The sequence below is a fragment of the Chamaesiphon sp. GL140_3_metabinner_50 genome, assembly GCF_025361915.1.
GTDB lineage: Bacteria > Cyanobacteriota > Cyanobacteriia > Cyanobacteriales > Chamaesiphonaceae > Chamaesiphon.
Map to the genome: position 1 here is coordinate 1 of NZ_JANYJC010000362.1, position 16,442 is coordinate 16,442.

Sequence of the window (16,442 nt, forward strand, 5' to 3'; positions counted from 1 at the left end):
TGCCCCTACTGTGAATATGTGGCGATCGAACATAAAAATTAGCATGTAAGTAGTGGCGATACTCAAAAATGGAGCAATTATATAAAACTTTTAAATCTGTCCAAACTGCTTATGAATTCCTGCAAGAATTGGGTGCGCCACCCCATTTAATTCAGCATGTAAAATTAGTTGGCGAAGCAGCCGAAATGCTAATCTTACAGTTCCAACAGTTTTATCTTGACTTCGACTCAGATTGGATTAGATTGGGTGTGGCTTTTCACGACACTGGCAAAATATTACATCCTTCCGAATTTGTCGAGAAAGGAAATCGACATGAAATCGCAGGCGAAATACTATTACTAGAACAGGGTGTCGATCCGAAAATTGCGCGTTGCTGTCGATCTCACGGACAATGGCAACAGCTAGAATGTAGCTTTGAAGAACTAATCGTCGCACTTGCCGATAATTTGTGGAAAGGCAAACGCAATCGCGAACTCGAAGATCGGGTAATTGGCAAAGTTGCTCGGATGCTCGGTAAAGATTACTGGGATGTGTTTGGCTGTTTAGATGATAAATTTGAAGAAATTGCCGCGAGTGGCGATTTGAGACTCGCTCGGAGTCTTACTGTGATAATTTAAACCCGATCTTTAGCGATCCCCGAACATAGCTCGTCAGCGCAAAAACCGCTAAGATCGATACTAGCGATGTTCTCACCAGAGAGGCTGCGCCAAAAATTACTCGGACAAAACATAGAGAACATGCGTTTAATTTTAATGACTGGCAAAGGTGGCGTAGGTAAAACCTCTGTCGCGGCGGCTACTGGCTTGCGATGTGCCGAACTAGGGCATCGTACCCTCGTACTAAGTACCGATCCCGCTCACTCGCTAGCAGATAGCTTCGATATGGAAATGGGACACGATCCGCGTGAAGTTCGTCCCAATTTGTGGGGTGCGGAATTGGATGCACTCAAGGAGTTAGAAGGTAATTGGGGTGCGGTAAAACGCTATATTACCGACGTATTGCAAGCGCGAGGGATGGAAGGGGTACAGGCTGAGGAACTAGCGATTTTACCAGGGATGGATGAGATCTTCGGACTGGTGCGGATGAAGCGGCACTTTGATGAAGGTATTTATGATGTGTTGATTATTGACTCTGCACCCACCGGGACTGCCCTGAGACTGCTGAGTTTGCCTGAAGTTGGTGGCTGGTACATGCGGAAGTTTTATAAGCCGTTACAAGCGGTTTCTGTCGCGCTCAGACCGTTAGTAGAGCCATTCTTCAGACCGATTGCGGGTTTCTCTTTGCCGAATAAGGAAGTGATGGACGCACCTTATGAATTTTACGAGCAAATCGAGGCATTACAGAAGATTTTGATGGATAATACTGTATCTTCGGTACGGTTAGTTACTAATCCTGAAAAGATGGTAATTAAAGAATCGCTGCGCGCTCATGCTTATTTGAGTCTGTATAATGTGTCTACAGATTTGGTTATTGCTAACCGGATTATTCCTGAAACCGTTACCGATCCGTTCTTTAAAACTTGGAAAGAAAATCAAGAAAAGTATCGCCTCGAAATTCACGAGAATTTTCATCCATTGCCAGTGAAAGAGGTACCACTATATACCGAAGAATTATGTGGTCTCGAAGCATTAGATCGGTTGAAAGAAACTCTCTATGCCGATGAAGATCCCAGTCAGGTTTACTATAAGGAAACGACGACGAGAATTGTACAAGAAGGAAATAGTCTCTACAGTTTAGAGCTGTATCTCCCCGGAATTGCCAAAGACCAAATTCAGCTCAATAAAACTGGAGATGAGTTAAATATCCGGATTGGCAACCATCGTCGAAATATTGTGCTACCCCAGGCTCTAGCGGCACTTCAGCCGACTGGTGCGAAGATGGATGAGGATTATCTCAAAATTAAATTTTCTTGAGAGGGTATCTGAAAAGTCAATTCTTTTGAGCTTAAACCCTAGAAATCCCCCCTAGCCCCCCTTAAAAAGGGGGGAAACCGGATCCGGAAGTCCCCCTTTCTAAGGGGGATTTAGGGGGATTGAGATCTACGATACATATCAAAAAATCTTTTCAGACATCATCTGAGATCGATCGAACTAATTTTGGGTAGTTTTTACCGGAATTGCAATTTAGATCGATTAGCTGGGTAGTATATTAATAAGCAACTGGCGATTGCTACGAATATACTACCCAATTTAATTGAGTGTAGAATCAGTGGAGGTAATCCTTAATGTCATATCTTAAATACTGCCGCCCGATTGCGATTTCGATCGGAATCTTGCTTTTAAATGCGTTCGCCATCGATTCGGCTACCGCCGGGGAAACTATCGCCATTATCGATCGACAGACACCTAAACCAGGACTAGGATTAGATATCGGTCTCGATCCAATTATTCCAGCATTGCCGACCAAACGGATGGCGGTTTCGCAAAGTTCGACTAATACTAAGGAATCGGCAGGAATCGGTGTGAGCGCAAAAGTCGGTACGCTCGGTATCGGTGTAGAGGTAGCCAAATCATTGACACCACAGTTCGACGCTAGGCTGGGTTTTAACTTTGGGAATATTAGTGCCAATCGTACCGATAGCGGTGTTAATTACGATGCACAGTTAAACTTTAGCAGCATTCAGTTAGTGGGCGATTACTACCCATTTACTAGCAGCGGTTTCCGAATTACTGGCGGCTTAGTGGCTCAAAATAATCGCTTTGCCGTAACTGGTAAACCCAGTAATAATGGTGTTTATACGATTGATGGCAATCAATTTTCAGCCAGTAACGTCGGTACGCTCAGCGGTGAATATAAGTATGGTAACTCGATCGCGCCTTATATCGGCATCGGGATTGGGAAATCTAGCAATGAAGGTTTCGGATTCAATGCAGATTTGGGTGTAATGTTTGCGGGTTCGCCTAAAGTCTCTTTAACAGCCAGCAATTCAGCTTTTAATAACAATCCCATTACTCGCGCACAACTCGATAATCAAGCTCGTCAAACCGAAAACGATCTCAAAGGGTTTAATATTTATCCCGTATTATCGATCGGACTTTCTTACGGATTCTAAAACGTTTGCTCGAAAAACTGAAGACACTCGCGCAGACACATCCCCGACTTCTTAGAGAAGTCGGGGATGTAGCGGGGACTTTATAGACTAAATCGGCGAACCATCCGCAGCTTCTAATACAAAGCCCAAATCGGCAATTGTATCCCAATCTTGAGTTGCCGATTGTCCGGGTGTCGTGAGATAATCGCCGACAAAAATTGAATTTGCCACATATAATCCTAACGGTTGAAGCGATCGCAAATGCACTTCACGCCCGCCAGCAATCCGAATTTCTTGGGAAGGTAATAAGAACCGGAATAAACACAACATCCGCAAACATTGTTGCGGTGTTAATTGCTTAACATCTGCAAACTTAGTGCCAGGAATTGGAATCAGGAAATTGATCGGGACGCTAGTCACGCCTAATTCGCGCAGGGATAGGGCTAAATCGATAACATCATCATTTGACTCCCCCATCCCCAAAATGCCGCCAGAACAGGTCGTAATTCCCGCAGCACGGACATTTTTAACAGTCTCAACTCGATCGGTATAAGTGTGGGTCGTCGCGATCCGATCGTGGTTAGATGCGGAGGTATTGAGGTTATGATTGACTCGATCGACTCCAGCTTCGGCGAGGCGGTGGGTTTGTTCCTCACTTAATAAGCCCAGACAAGCGCAAACTTTCAGATCGTAATTCGCCTTTACTTCGCGTACGGCATCTAATACTTTACCAAAAGTCGCTTCATTTGGCGATCGACCGGAAATTACCATGCAAAAAGTCCCCGCCTGAAGTTCGGCGGCGCGTTTGGCTGCTTCGAGAATTTTCGACTGCGCCATCAGGGGATATTTTTCGATTTCGGCAGTAGAAATTTTCGACTGCGAGCAATAATGACAATCTTCTGGACACAAACCGCTCTGCGCGTTTAACAAATAATGGAGCCTGACGCGATTGCTCCAGTAGTGACGGCGCACCCGATAAGCTGCGGCGATTTGCTCTAGCAACACCTCATCTTTTGCCTGAAGTACAGCAAGGCTCTCATCCCTGGTTAATATCTCCCCTGCTAAAGATCGATCTGCAAGGCTATTCCAGGTGGGTATTGTCAATAACATGGAACTTACGGTCTTTTCTAAATGTTGAGCGATCGCTCATTATCGCATCAGAGATGACCGATCGACCAGCTAAGTTTGCGAAAGTTCTGAATTTTCGTGAAGTTTTAGCTGTCGAGCTGTTAGTCACTATCCGGAACCGATGCGATCGCGATTGCAAAGTCACGCCAAACCGGATCCAAACGAGATTATTGACACATAGCCGTTACAACAATATAAAATAATTACAAGCAGTATTATTAAATAAGTTATGGCGATCGCACAAAATCTCGAAGCCAACGAAGTTAATTAAGCCACCAACATTGTCACCCGATCGCGTCCTTGAGATTTAGCTTGATACAAGGCTCGATCGGCAGCATGAATTAAGGTTTGAAAATCATTCTCCCGATTGGGAATAATTGTTGATACCCCCACGCTAATGGTCACATAAGGACAAACAGCCGAAGCTTCGTGGGTAATTTGCAAATTTCTAATCGACGAGCGAATATTTTCAGCCACAGAAATCGCACCTAAAGCATCGGTATTGGGTAGCACGATCGCAAATTCTTCACCACCATACCGCGCTACTAAGTCGCCACTACGTCGGATGGCTTTTCGCATTGCCATCGCTACTTTAATTAAGCATTTATCGCCATTAGGATGTAAATACCGATCGTTATAATTCTTAAAAAAATCGACATCGCACATAATCAAAGATAACGGAGCAGCAATCCGCTGCATCCGATCCCATTCCTTCTGAATATACTCATCAAAACCCCGCCGATTAGCTAATTTAGTCAAACTATCTAAATTAGCTAAAAGTTGTAAATTCTGGTTTGCTTTTTGAAGTTCGTTTAATTGATTTTTAATTAAATGCGACTGACGAACTAGATTTCTGACTCGCTGGCGGAGAATCGGTAAATTAATCGGTTTAGTAATATAATCAGTCGCCCCTGAAGCAAAAGCTCGATCGACAGAATCATCATCATCTAATGATGTAATCATTAAAATTGGGGTCAGTCGTTCGCCCAAATTTTTAAGCTGTTCGCAAAATTCAAAGCCATCTAAAATTGGCATCACCGCATCGACAAGAATCAAATCGGGGTGATGTTCTTGATACGCCGCAATTCCATCATGACCATTTTTGGCCAGGATAACTTCAAAACCATCCTCTTGTAATGACTCACTAACCTTAGCTCGAACGACCAGATCGTCATCAACTAGTAAAATTCGTTGAAATGGGGGTTCAGTCGCGTTCATATTAACTTGTCGCGTAAACGCTCGTTCATATACTGTACTGGTGTAGTGTGTCTCTTGAGATTGGCGATGATTTAAATGGCTAAGTCTACTCCGATAGTACCTTCACCATAGTGTACCCATGAAGTACGAAGATAGTCGCACTAATTTAGTTATTTCTTTAGAGGAGATGGGAGATGGGAGATGGGAGTTGATTCCGATCTGTCAGCTATTTCTCAGCGTCGCTGAGTTGAGGTACGATGTTCGATTTTTGCCAGCCAACTGATTTCTACCAGCTCCCATCTTCCATCTCGATCGGATTTAATGGTACAATTGTGCTGTGCGGTTTGGAAACTGGAAATTTGATTCAATTTAGCTCTGCCTTACTCGGACAAACCCAAGCTGTCGAACTGTTGACTCGATCGATTATCAAGCAACGGTTAGCACCTGCATATCTATTCCATGGCGCGGATGGCATCGGTAAAAGCCTCGCCGCACGGTGCTTTATCGAACTAATCTTCACCAACGGCACAGGCGAACAAGATCGCGCATTAATTCAGCAAAAACTCCGCCAAGGCAATCATCCCGACGTATTATGGGTAGCACCTACCTATAGCCACCAGGGAAAACTCCTCTCCGCCGCTGAAGCCACCGCCGCAGGTGTCAAACGCAAAGCACCTCCTCAACTGCGGATCGAGCAAATTCGCGACATCGGTCGATTTTTATCGCGTCCGCCATTACTCGGCTCTAGATCTGTGATTGCGATCGAACAAGCGCAGACAATGGCAGAAGGAGCCGCAAATGCCCTGTTAAAGACTCTAGAAGAGCCAGGAAAAGCGACAATTATTGTAGTCGCCACCAGCGTTGAATCCCTGTTACCGACAATCGTCTCCCGCTGTCAGCAGATCCCGTTTCAAAGACTAGATCGCACTTTAATGGCGCAAGTATTAACCAACCTCGGCAAACCCGAAATTCTCACTCGACCCGAAATTCTCGGACTAGCTCAAGGCAGTCCTGGTGCGGCGATCGCCATCTGGGAGCAGTTCCAAACCCTCCCCGCCGACTTGCTCGATCGATCGAGCAAATTACCACTTACCCGCCGTCAGGGACTAGAATTAGCCCAGCAGATCGATCGAGATTTAGATGCTACCGAGCAATTATGGCTGGTCGATTATTTGCAATATATCTATTGGGAAAAGTACCGCAATCCCCAAATTATCGAACTACTAGAACAAACCCGATCGCATTTACTCGCCTACGTTCAACCCCGATTAGTTTGGGAATGCACCCTGATGAAAATTGGTTGATATGTTGATATCTCCAGCTAATCGATTCCTATTTAATAGCGACACCTTGATAAAAATAGCCACCAATTTTGGGCGTATTGGGTGCGTAAAATTCCTTAATATCCAGTCGATCGAATACTTGAGAGATTGCTCTCTTAATATCGCGATCGAGATGACAGCCTTCGCCGATGAATTTTTGAATGGGAGTAATTCGGTGTTGCCAGGTTTGAATATTTGGTTCGTTACTCAATCCATGCTCGATAAATAAGAATTTACCACCAGGTTTTAAGACTCGATAAATTTCAGCGATCGCTCGATCTAGATTCTTGATACTGCACAACGTCCAGGTACTGACAACCGTATCGAAAGTATCATCTTCCATCGGTAAGTTTTCACCATTTAAAACTTGAAAATTGACTGAAATCGGACTAACTGCAATCCGCTTTTGAGCTAGTTTGTTCATCCCCGTATTAATGTCGATAGTAGTAATATTATTGACTTGCTTGGCCGGGTAGTAAGCTAAGTTTAAACCAGTACCAAACCCAATTTCTAATACATCGCCTACTGCATCTGCAAGTACGGTTTTACGATATTCACTAAAACTTCGATCGGACATCACTTTGTCGATTAAATTCGGGAAAATTAGCTGTGAGTAAATATTCATAAATATCCTAATATTCGGTCAAATCTAAATTTCATGAGAGCCAGCGAGGATGCCAACCAGAAATAGGTAATCGATCGGCAGTTACAGGCTGAGTAAGTTCGCGAATATTAGGTGGGATTGGTAATAGCCATAAAATGCCATGACTGTTACCTTGAATAATCTGGTTGGTGCTTTCGCCGAGGTCGATTTGGTCGAACATTAGTGCCAATCCATCTGGCGACAAACTCATCTGAAGTCCTTGCTGAATCGGTAACAAAGTCATCGATAAGATCTTTTTAGTTTTGAGATCGATCGCGGCTAAAAATGGTTCTTCTTGACTGTTATTATTCTTAGTCTTGAGTTCGGTTGCCAAGCAGTAAATAATGCTTTTATCTGGAGAAAACTTGGCATCCCAAATCGAGCCAGTTGTCTTAAATATTTGCTGTTCGATGCCTTGATTATCGACTGAAAATAATGACTTAGTATAGTCGCTATTATATTCCACCATTGCGGCGGCAGTGCCATCGGCGGCAAAACTTAGCACGTTACCAAATTTGGGTAAAAAATCTAGATTGCTACCTTGTGTCGGTACGATCGGAAAAATTGAGATTCCTTCGCCTACTGCTGCGGCAACTTGAGTACTATCGGGAGTAATTACAAAATCGCCACTTTGTTTTAATTTAGTCGGAGCGGTAGATTTATCTAGCGATACTACCCACAACGCAAAATCACTAGGATTCTTGCGGCTGACACGTTGCGCGACTACTTTATTCCCATCGGCTGAGAAATCGAATTTGACGTTTTGATATTCCCGATTATCGAGAAGTAATTCGACTTTACCAGCCGGATTACTTGGCAGATTGCGATCGCGGGGAGCAATTCCAGTCGTGACGCTGTAAACTTGCTGAGAAGCGATCGCAGGTTGTCCGTTTTGGAGCGTCTTGGCATCGGTGGCTGTAAAAACGATGGTTTGACTGGCACTATCGACTTTAAAATCGGTAACGACTAAATTTTCAGGAGTAACTAGCTGCGGTTTTTGAGTTCTAAAATTGTAAATTACAATTCGACCGCGTTCGGTTTCGCCACTGCTAATATAAGCAAACATTCGATCGGGTGTCTTAAATCTGCCCTGAAATGGCACGATCTCTTTACCGCTATCCTTGCCAATTGTCTCTCTTACGCCTTGTAAATCGACTCGATACGAATTTCCATACGGAGCTGGGTTTGTGAGCGTATAAGCCATTCTAGACCCCGCCCAGCTAATTTTTCCAGGTAGCGGCGGTTGAATTTGAAGTTGTTTGGCAACCGCATCGCGATCGATCGGACGATTGAATGTTAGGGTAAATGCGGTATCTTCGGCACCAATCTTTCGATTTTGCCAATTAAAATCACGGACTTGCGGCAATGTCCGATCGCCACTCCACAGTAAGATCAGGGTAGCAATTGCTAATCCTGCCATGAAAATAATCGCAGTGCGATCGAGCGGTTGTGTCGGTTTGCTGGGGTTCACGGGGGATGGGGAGAAGTAAGGAGTAAGAAGTAAGAAGTAAGGAGTAAGGAGTGTGACTACTTAAAATTTGGAACGCAGTTCCTCTAAAGCCTAAAGCCTAAAACCTAAAACCTATTCCTGATAGGGATTTTTAGGTGCGGAAATGGGTTTGAGTTCGGTGGCTTCGATGACTAGGCGACGACTACCTGCGAAGGTTTCGACAATCGCTTTACCTTTGACTTGCAACCAGCTATCTTGAGGATAGGATTGAAGATTGCCTGTGAATTTGACTGGAATCGAAACGGGATAAGCATCTGCGGCACAGCAGGTAATCACAAATCTCGATAGCATTAGATGATTGGCGGGGAGATCTTTGGGATAAAGTACGAACCCATTGATATTGGCTTTTTGCCCTAAATATGCATCGGGTTCGGGGTAATTATTCAGCGTGCGTACCCAATCTACCAGGGTTTTAGAGTCCGATCGCACGTTAGTGCGGAAGGCTTGAGTTTTGCTGCGGGTAACGGTGACTGATTCGGTAGAAACTCCCCGTTGGATGGCGGCGTGACTGGTAAATAGTTTGGGAGTAATAATCAATCCGGCGATCGCGGTACCCAATAGTAACATTGTGGTGAAGCCTTGCGGTAGTAAGGTGCTGTGCAGTTCGGCAGAGCTAGCAATGGTACCTCGATACAGTCGCCAGCTTTGAAATAAGCCAATTGCGAGTAAACAGCCGCCTGTAACGGTAACGAGTAGATAATAACTCGGATGGATGAGGATGTATAAAGTCCCATCGATCGCATATTTGAGTAATAAAATTCCCCATGTGGTAATTGCCGTAATATCTAACAACGACTTACGCATAATGGAGCGAGTGGTTGGGTTATTAACTGACATGGAAGTTCACAAATAGGGTCAATAAGAAGGTAAGTTGAGTTGCGATCGCAAATAGGTAAAAGATGGCTTTAGGTTTAAATATCGATAACATTAACCCGATACTTTTAAGATCGAACATCGGCCCAAATACGAGGAATGCCAACAGCGAACCGCTCGTAAATGTGGCTGCAAATGAAAGGGCGAAAAAAGAATCAACTGTCGAACAAATTGAAATCGAGCCAGCTAAAATCATCATTACGACGATCGAGATAATCGGCCCCGATCCTAGACTGACAATGAGTTCGCGGGGCGTGAGCGTTTGAATTGCTGCCGCTACGGCACTACCCAAAATTAAAACTCCGCCTAATTCTCGCAGCTCTTGGACGACATTATCGATTACTAAATTAACATTAGCCCGCCACGATTTTCTGGGCTGCTGAATCGGCATTTGAGTCATGCGTTTTGTTGCCATTCCCGCACCGCCTAACATAAAATCGCCACCATCGAGCAGGCTGACAGTATTACTAAATTTTGGTTCGGCGCGAATTTTCCCTAATGCGATCGCAGGTTGTAAAATAGCTTTAAGATCGGTTTGGACACTAAAAATACAACCAATTACCGTCGCGATAATTAACGAGAATAACACTCGCAATACCACAATTTCCGGTCGATCGTGAAACGCAATCCAAGTAGACCAAATCACAATCGGATTGACTGTTGGTGCGGCAATTAAAAAGCCAATCGCCACCGGGAGCGGTACTCCCTGCATAATTAACCTGCGCGCTACAGGCACATTTCCACACTCGCAGACGGGAAACAAAAACCCGATACAACTACCTGTAAATGCTCCCAATACAGGGTTCTTGGGCACATGAGCCAGCAACCACCGCTCGTCGATAAAAATCAGCAGTACGCTCGATAATAAAACTCCTAGCAGCAGGAACGGAATTGCCTCTACTAGTAAGCTTAAAAAGAGCGTAAATGCATTATTAAGCTGTTCCATCTCGATCGTTCGTTAGTGCTTTGTGGTTGTTGTTGACGATCGGCTCTAGAATGTTCCCATTCCATTGCTCTACACATCCTGTTCCGAGTCGATTCTGGGGGGAAGTTTTAGAGAAGAGGCGCGGCGGTTGACGACATAATGCGGGTTGCAGCAGTTTTATTTTTAAAAACTCCGATCGAAGCTAATCTCGAACGAGACTAAAGCCTAAATTCCACAGCCCGATTTTCGGAGCGAGTCTGATGAGAAACGTTGAAGCTAATCCGCCTCTGGCTGCGATTTAGAATTAGGTAAATATAACTCCAACAATCCAGGCGGGGGGAGAATTTCGATCCGCCGATTGGCAAGATCGACAACCGGGACGATGGCTGTGACAAATGGAATCATCGCCTCCGCTACTTTACCATCGCCAGTGGGGACATTTACCACTAAAATTTCATGCCCAGCCGTAAAAATATCGGCAACTACGCCAACTTCCAACCCAGTCACCTGATGAAATACTGACAAACCGATCAAATCCTGACTGTGATATTCGCCTGGTTGCAATCGCGGTCGATCGGTAGTTGGTAATAGTAGCATTTGTCCTCGCAGATTTTCCGCCTGCGATCGATCTGTAATCCCATCTAGTTTGACTACATACAAGTTTTTACCAGGGATTTGATACCCCTTTTGCAATTGAACCGATCTCGGCTGGAGATCTTGACTTCCCCACAACCACCGTTCGCCTGCACGCTCGAATCGTTCGGGAAAATCGGAGTTGGGATTAACCTTCACTTCCCCCTTAATGCCTTGTGCGCCGACGATCGCACCAATTTCCATCCAACCATCGGGCGGTACTAGTGGAGCCTGTTTGGGGGCAATCTGGGAGGTAGGCTGAGACTGGGGATTGGTCATTGCTCGGTCGGTAGGGAGAATCATTCTTTATGGTAAACCACAAAGCTCGATCGCGAATGCCTTTACTTCTACCGCCACTCTATCAAATCTCCGATCGCGATAGGTTAGAGCCAGTTAAAAAACTGTCCACTCTAAAACCCGATCGATTTTTATTCGGTTTAAGATTGACACATCGACACAAACAAATCAATCCGCAATCTTTAAAATTAGGTAATAAGTATCATGCAGCAGATCGGCACTCAAAAAGATAGCAACGCCTGGATTTTTCAAACATGGGCATCTTTTATTCTCTCAGTAGGAATGACAACTACTGGCATTATTTTTATGCCCGGTGATATCTGGGTTAGAGGTTTTATTGGGATGGGGTTGGGCTTTTCGGTAGCTTCGACTTTTACCTTGGCAAAAACCCAAAGAGACTTACATGAATCGACAAAATTAACCTCGAAGATTGAAGAGGCTAAAGTCGAGCAAATTCTTTCTCAGCACGGCGTACTCAAGTAATCTTAACTTGAGTAGCGTACTCAATTTCAACCACATTTTCGGATAGTAGATCTCAATTCACTATCCGAGATACTTACACGCCAGGAAGTAGGCAGCAATCGATTTAGCATCAATCGGTTCGCCTGCATAAATAGCCGCTTCAAATTCCGATCGAGTCATTAATACTACCTCAATATCTTCATCATCATCACCCGCAGGTCTAACGGCTAGTTTTTCTAAATCTTGTGCCAAAAAAGCATAAATAATTTCGTCAGAATAACCAGGTGCGAGAAAAAATTCACCTAAATCTTGCCATTTGCTAGCCCGATATCCGGTTTCTTCTTCAATTTCTCGACCGATGGTTGTTGCTGGACTTTCGCCTACTTCTAATGTCCCAGCGGGAAACTCTAAAATTCGACCTTGGGTAGCAAACCGATATTGTTTTACTAATACTAATTTGCCCTCTGGCGTAATCGGTACCGCCATCGCACCCCCCGGATGGTGAATGCATTCCCAGTCTCCTACTACACCATTAGGTAACTCGATGCGATCGACTGTAAAATTAAATTTGCGTCCCTGATAGTGCAGCTTTTTTTGTAAAAGTTTTGCAGGTTCATTTCCGAGTGGCATATTTTTTTAGGTATTAGGTGTTAGGTTTTGGGTCTTAGGTTTAAGTAATTTAACTCCTGAATATTCTAACTTGTTGCAGAGGGTGGCGATCGAATCGCCAGATTTTGGTTCGATCCAATTTAGGGCAATTTCAGCTAGTGGTATCAGCACAAATGCTCGTTCGCACATGCGGGGATGAGGAATTTGTAAGGTAGACAGATCGATAATTAGATTGTCGTATAGTAATAAGTCTAAATCGAGAGTCCGCGCTCCCCATACTTCTTGCCGCACCCGTCCAAATTCAGCTTCGATCGCGTGTAAAGTATTCAATAAATCTAATGGTGTCAGACTAGTCTCAAGCGTTGCACAAGCGTTTGTATAATCTGGCTGAGGTGGCCCAACTGGAGCGGTAATATACCAGCTAGAAACGGCGATTAACTCGATCTGTGGATGTGTTTTGAGTCGATCGATCGCTCCAGTCAAAATCGCCAGCGAATCGCCTAAATTACTCCCCAATCCGATCGCACATTTACCCATATAGCAATCCTATTTTATTTGTGAGAATTGAGATCTGTGTATTTTGAACCGCACAGACGCAGCGATTTGCGCACGCCTCTGTTCCCCGACGGTTTACAAGCGATCGAGACAGAGAGCGCAGAGAGAAAGAAAGATATTCTCATAAATCAGTTATGACTGCTATACTTTCAACTCTCAACTTTCAACTTACTCAATGCTCGACCAAACCCGAACACGATCGTGATATTAGAAAGAGTTAGAAAAAATTCGGCACCACCATGTAAAAGATCGACATCTGCTAAAGATTTATGTAAAACGAGTTGCGCGTATGCACCAATGGGAATTGTGACGGCAACAAATACCAAAGTTAGATAGAAACCAATTAAGGCAATTTTCGGGGTTTCAATTTTTTTGGTCATAAACCATAGAAACCCTAAATAAGGAAACAAGGAAACTGCAAACAATGATTCCTTAGAAAATATCGATTCAATTAGCGAAGGTGTCATATCTTACTATTTACGATTGACTGTTTACTAATCTGCCAAGCAGCCAAACACATCGTGGCATTACCTACCACCGTCATGGCAGCCTGGAGGGTTACCAACCATTCTAGAGCCAAAGTATTATCGAAGAAATGCCAAGTACAGGCACACATGGCACTCACCAACGCGGGTAACATCCCAAACGAAAGATTCCGCCACGCCAAATTACCACTAGCTTCAGCATAGAGCCAAATTAGCCAAATTGCGGTTATCCACTCAATGACGCTAGAAACATGAATCACCCAAGTGGGAATTGAGAGTACGTGCATTTATGTAGGTGCGATTTTGTGGTCAGACTGTTAGTTTAACCGAGGAAAAAGGCGAGCATCATGCTCGCCTGTAAATAATTAATTACCTTAGGTGATTCCCGATCGAGAATATCCCCAATATTAGGGGATAATTATGCTCAGAAATTACCTTAATTTAGTTGTCGCAGCGATTAACCTAAAACTTTCTTAGCAGTAGCAACAACGTTATCGACAGTGAAACCGTATTTTTCCAGCACTACGCCGCCAGGAGCCGAAGCACCAAAACGATCGACAGTAACTAAACCGCCATCCATACCAACGAAGCGGTGCCAACCCATGCTGCAAGCAGCTTCGACAGCGACGCGCTTGGTAACTGCTTTGGGGAAGACAGATTCTTGGTAGGCGGCATCTTGCTCGTCGAATAGTTCCCATGAAGGCATGGAGACGACGCGAACTTTTTTGCCTTCAGCGGTGAGTTTCTCAGCGGCAGAGACGCACAAACTGACTTCAGACCCTGTGCCGATCAAAATGATGTCGGGAGTACCTTGAGAGTCCACGATCGTGTAGGCACCTTTAGCGACACCCGCGATCGAAGTTCCGGCTAAGTTGGGCAGGTTTTGACGGGATAATGCGAACAGAGTTGGAGCTTGCTGGCTGGCTTTTTCGATCGCGACTTTATACGCACCAGAGGTTTCGTTACCATCAGCGGGGCGAATAACTGTCAGGTTAGGGATGGCGCGCAATGAGGCGATTGTTTCGATCGGTTGGTGCGTGGGACCGTCTTCACCTTGCCCGATCGAATCGTGAGTCATTACCCAGAGTACACCGACTTGAGATAATGCCGAGAGGCGAATTGCCGCACGCATGTAGTCGGTGAAGATCAGGAAGGTTGCACCGTAAGGAATTAAACCGGAGTTGTCGAGAGCCATACCGTTACAAATGGCACCCATCGCATGTTCGCGTACGCCGAAGTGGACGTTGCGATTTTGGTACTCGCCTTTTTGGAAGTCGCCTGATTCTTTAATTTCGGTGAGGTTGGAGTGCGTTAAGTCAGCCGAACCGCCCATTAATCCTGGCAAAACTGTCGCCAGTTTATTGAGGCAATTTTCGGAGTGCTTGCGGCTAGCTAGAGCCTTATCTTCGGGGGTGTAGGTAGGCAAGACGCTATCCCAACCGTCGGGAAGTTTGCGCGAGGTCAAACTTTCAAATTCGGCAGCTTCTGTGGGATATTTGGATTTGTAGGTAGCCATCGTAGCTTCCCATTCACCTTCAGCTTTGGCACCGCGATCGATCGCTTCGCGCATGTGAGCGACAGCATCGGCGGGTAATTCAAAGGGAGCGTGTTCCCAGCCGAGGTTTTCGCGGGTAAGTTTGATTTCGGCATCGCCTAGAGCAGCACCGTGAATGCCAGCGGTGTTGGATTTGTTGGGGGAACCGTAACCGATGATGGTTGTGACCTTGATCATCGTGGGTTTGTCGGTAACCTTCTTGGCTGCTTCTAATGCTGCCGAAATGGCGGCTAAGTCGGTGTTGCCGTCTTCAACGTGGATGGTATGCCAGCCATAAGCTTCAAACCGCTTGGAGACATCTTCAGTAAAGGCAACATCAGTCGATCCGTCGATCGAGATATGGTTATCATCGTATAAGACAATCAGCTTGCCTAAACCCCAGTGTCCGGCGATCGAAGCTGCTTCGCCCGAAATGCCTTCCATATTACAACCATCGCCGACGATGACGTAGGTGTAATGGTCTACGATTTTGGCATCGGGTTTGTTAAATTTAGCAGCCAAGTGAGCTTCAGCGACAGCCAAACCCACACCGTTAGCAATCCCTTGACCGAGCGGGCCTGTCGTTACTTCAATCCCCGCAGTCTCAAAGTTTTCGGGGTGTCCGGGAGTGCTAGAACCCCACTGACGGAAGTTTTTGATGTCTTCGATACTGACGCTATCGTAACCAGTCAGGTGCAGCAGCGCGTACTGTAGCATCGAACCATGTCCGGCAGACAATACAAACCTGTCGCGGTTGAACCATTGGGGGTTCTTGGGGTTGTACCGCATGAAGTTTTGCCATAACACGTAAGCCATCGGAGCCGCACCCATTGGTAAACCTGGATGTCCAGATTTGGCTTTTTCGATCGCATCGACAGCGAGAAACCGAATTGAATTAATAGCGAGTTGGTCTACGGATTGAGCGGTTACAGGCATAATATATATGAATTTAACAATTTCTCCCCATCATCCCATTTGGTGGATGGATGAGCAAGGGGTTTAGGATTAGGCTTTAGGTTTTGGGCTTTAGGCTTTAGGGGATGGCATAGAACGCTTGCGTCCCATAAACTAACGCTGGTAAGTGAGCTATGTCCGTTGGCGTAGCCTCGCCTTTAGCAATACTAAAAGCCTAAAGCCTGAAACATTATCCCTAAAGCCTAAAACCTAATTTTGTTACATAACATCACTATCCCTTCCATTTACCGCTGGCATCTGGTATTACTAGGCGTGAGGTAGTC

General features: G+C 45.1%; 19 protein-coding genes. 5 read left to right on the forward strand and 14 right to left on the reverse strand.

Annotated features, from left to right (window positions below; genetic code table 11):
• Positions 1-68 precede the first annotated feature (68 nt).
• Positions 69-617 carry an HD domain-containing protein gene (locus Q0R35_RS17745; RefSeq protein WP_295621549.1) on the forward strand — a complete coding sequence of 183 codons (549 nt, stop codon included), beginning with the start codon at positions 69-71 and terminating at the stop codon, positions 615-617.
• On the opposite strand, the gene Q0R35_RS17750 is transcribed toward Q0R35_RS17745, so the two are convergent.
• The gene (locus Q0R35_RS17750) at positions 614-739 is read right to left on the reverse strand and encodes a hypothetical protein (protein ID WP_295621552.1); all 126 of its coding nucleotides are present in this window, start codon (positions 737-739) and stop codon (positions 614-616) included. The two genes, Q0R35_RS17745 and Q0R35_RS17750, sit on opposite strands and share 4 nt — an antisense overlap.
• Here Q0R35_RS17750 and Q0R35_RS17755 point away from each other — a divergent pair.
• Both Q0R35_RS17755 and Q0R35_RS17760 read left to right on the forward strand, forming a co-directional pair.
• Positions 738-1,913, forward strand: a complete 1,176-nt coding sequence (locus Q0R35_RS17755; protein WP_295621555.1) for a TRC40/GET3/ArsA family transport-energizing ATPase — start codon at positions 738-740, stop codon at positions 1,911-1,913. The two genes, Q0R35_RS17750 and Q0R35_RS17755, sit on opposite strands and share 2 nt — an antisense overlap.
• A 311-nt stretch (positions 1,914-2,224) precedes the next feature.
• Entirely contained in the window at positions 2,225-3,052 is an 828-nt protein-coding gene (locus tag Q0R35_RS17760) for a hypothetical protein (RefSeq protein WP_295621558.1), read from the forward strand.
• A gap of 87 nt (positions 3,053-3,139) precedes the next feature.
• Here the strand turns inward: Q0R35_RS17760 and bioB are convergent, their stop codons facing one another.
• The 3 genes from bioB to Q0R35_RS17775 all read right to left on the reverse strand — a co-directional run bounded on the left by bioB (position 3,140) and on the right by Q0R35_RS17775 (position 5,724).
• Positions 3,140-4,141, reverse strand: coding sequence for a biotin synthase BioB (gene bioB, locus Q0R35_RS17765; RefSeq protein ID WP_295621561.1), 1,002 nt, complete (start codon positions 4,139-4,141; stop codon positions 3,140-3,142).
• Between the two features lie 285 nt (positions 4,142-4,426).
• Positions 4,427-5,377, reverse strand: coding sequence for a PleD family two-component system response regulator (locus Q0R35_RS17770; protein WP_295621564.1), 951 nt, complete (start codon positions 5,375-5,377; stop codon positions 4,427-4,429).
• A 212-nt stretch (positions 5,378-5,589) separates the two neighbouring features.
• A complete protein-coding gene (locus Q0R35_RS17775; RefSeq protein ID WP_295621567.1) occupies positions 5,590-5,724 on the reverse strand; it encodes a hypothetical protein in 135 nt (44 codons plus the stop codon).
• On the opposite strand from Q0R35_RS17775, the gene Q0R35_RS17780 reads away from it, so the two are divergent.
• On the forward strand, positions 5,719-6,660 hold the full coding sequence (locus Q0R35_RS17780) for a DNA polymerase III subunit delta' (protein ID WP_366944939.1): 942 nt from the start codon (positions 5,719-5,721) through the stop codon (positions 6,658-6,660). The two genes, Q0R35_RS17775 and Q0R35_RS17780, sit on opposite strands and share 6 nt — an antisense overlap.
• A gap of 28 nt (positions 6,661-6,688) precedes the next feature.
• Here the strand turns inward: Q0R35_RS17780 and Q0R35_RS17785 are convergent, their stop codons facing one another.
• The 5 genes from Q0R35_RS17785 to rimM form a co-directional block, all read right to left on the reverse strand.
• Positions 6,689-7,303 (reverse strand): class I SAM-dependent methyltransferase, encoded by a 615-nt coding sequence (locus tag Q0R35_RS17785; protein WP_295621573.1) that lies wholly within the window; start codon positions 7,301-7,303, stop codon positions 6,689-6,691.
• A 31-nt stretch (positions 7,304-7,334) separates the two neighbouring features.
• Positions 7,335-8,792 carry a hypothetical protein gene (locus Q0R35_RS17790; protein WP_295621577.1) on the reverse strand — a complete coding sequence of 486 codons (1,458 nt, stop codon included), beginning with the start codon at positions 8,790-8,792 and terminating at the stop codon, positions 7,335-7,337.
• Between the two features lie 111 nt (positions 8,793-8,903).
• Positions 8,904-9,635: a TIGR03943 family protein gene (locus tag Q0R35_RS17795; RefSeq protein WP_295621580.1), complete on the reverse strand. Its 732-nt coding sequence runs from the start codon at positions 9,633-9,635 to the stop codon at positions 8,904-8,906.
• Between the two features lie 22 nt (positions 9,636-9,657).
• The gene (locus tag Q0R35_RS17800; RefSeq protein ID WP_295621583.1) at positions 9,658-10,650 is read right to left on the reverse strand and encodes a permease; all 993 of its coding nucleotides are present in this window, start codon (positions 10,648-10,650) and stop codon (positions 9,658-9,660) included.
• 255 nt (positions 10,651-10,905) lie between these two features.
• Positions 10,906-11,541 (reverse strand): ribosome maturation factor RimM, encoded by a 636-nt coding sequence (rimM, locus tag Q0R35_RS17805; protein ID WP_295621586.1) that lies wholly within the window; start codon positions 11,539-11,541, stop codon positions 10,906-10,908.
• A gap of 222 nt (positions 11,542-11,763) precedes the next feature.
• Between rimM and Q0R35_RS17810 the strand changes: the two genes are divergently transcribed.
• Positions 11,764-12,042, forward strand: a complete 279-nt coding sequence (locus Q0R35_RS17810) for a YiaA/YiaB family inner membrane protein (protein ID WP_295621589.1) — start codon at positions 11,764-11,766, stop codon at positions 12,040-12,042.
• 60 nt (positions 12,043-12,102) lie between these two features.
• On the opposite strand, the gene Q0R35_RS17815 is transcribed toward Q0R35_RS17810, so the two are convergent.
• The 5 genes from Q0R35_RS17815 to tkt form a co-directional block, all read right to left on the reverse strand.
• Complete coding sequence (locus tag Q0R35_RS17815) at positions 12,103-12,651, reverse strand: NUDIX hydrolase (RefSeq protein WP_295621592.1); 549 nt, start codon at positions 12,649-12,651, stop codon at positions 12,103-12,105.
• A gap of 6 nt (positions 12,652-12,657) precedes the next feature.
• Positions 12,658-13,167 carry a 2-amino-4-hydroxy-6-hydroxymethyldihydropteridine diphosphokinase gene (gene folK, locus Q0R35_RS17820; protein WP_295621595.1) on the reverse strand — a complete coding sequence of 170 codons (510 nt, stop codon included), beginning with the start codon at positions 13,165-13,167 and terminating at the stop codon, positions 12,658-12,660.
• 167 nt (positions 13,168-13,334) lie between these two features.
• A complete protein-coding gene (locus tag Q0R35_RS17825; protein ID WP_295621598.1) occupies positions 13,335-13,652 on the reverse strand; it encodes a DUF3593 domain-containing protein in 318 nt (105 codons plus the stop codon).
• Positions 13,649-13,957, reverse strand: a complete 309-nt coding sequence (locus tag Q0R35_RS17830) for a DUF2499 domain-containing protein (protein ID WP_295621601.1) — start codon at positions 13,955-13,957, stop codon at positions 13,649-13,651. Before Q0R35_RS17830 ends, Q0R35_RS17825 begins: the two co-directional genes overlap by 4 nt.
• Positions 13,958-14,127: 170 nt before the next feature.
• Positions 14,128-16,140: a transketolase gene (tkt, locus tag Q0R35_RS17835; protein WP_295621604.1), complete on the reverse strand. Its 2,013-nt coding sequence runs from the start codon at positions 16,138-16,140 to the stop codon at positions 14,128-14,130.
• Between the last annotated feature and the right edge of the window lie 302 nt (positions 16,141-16,442).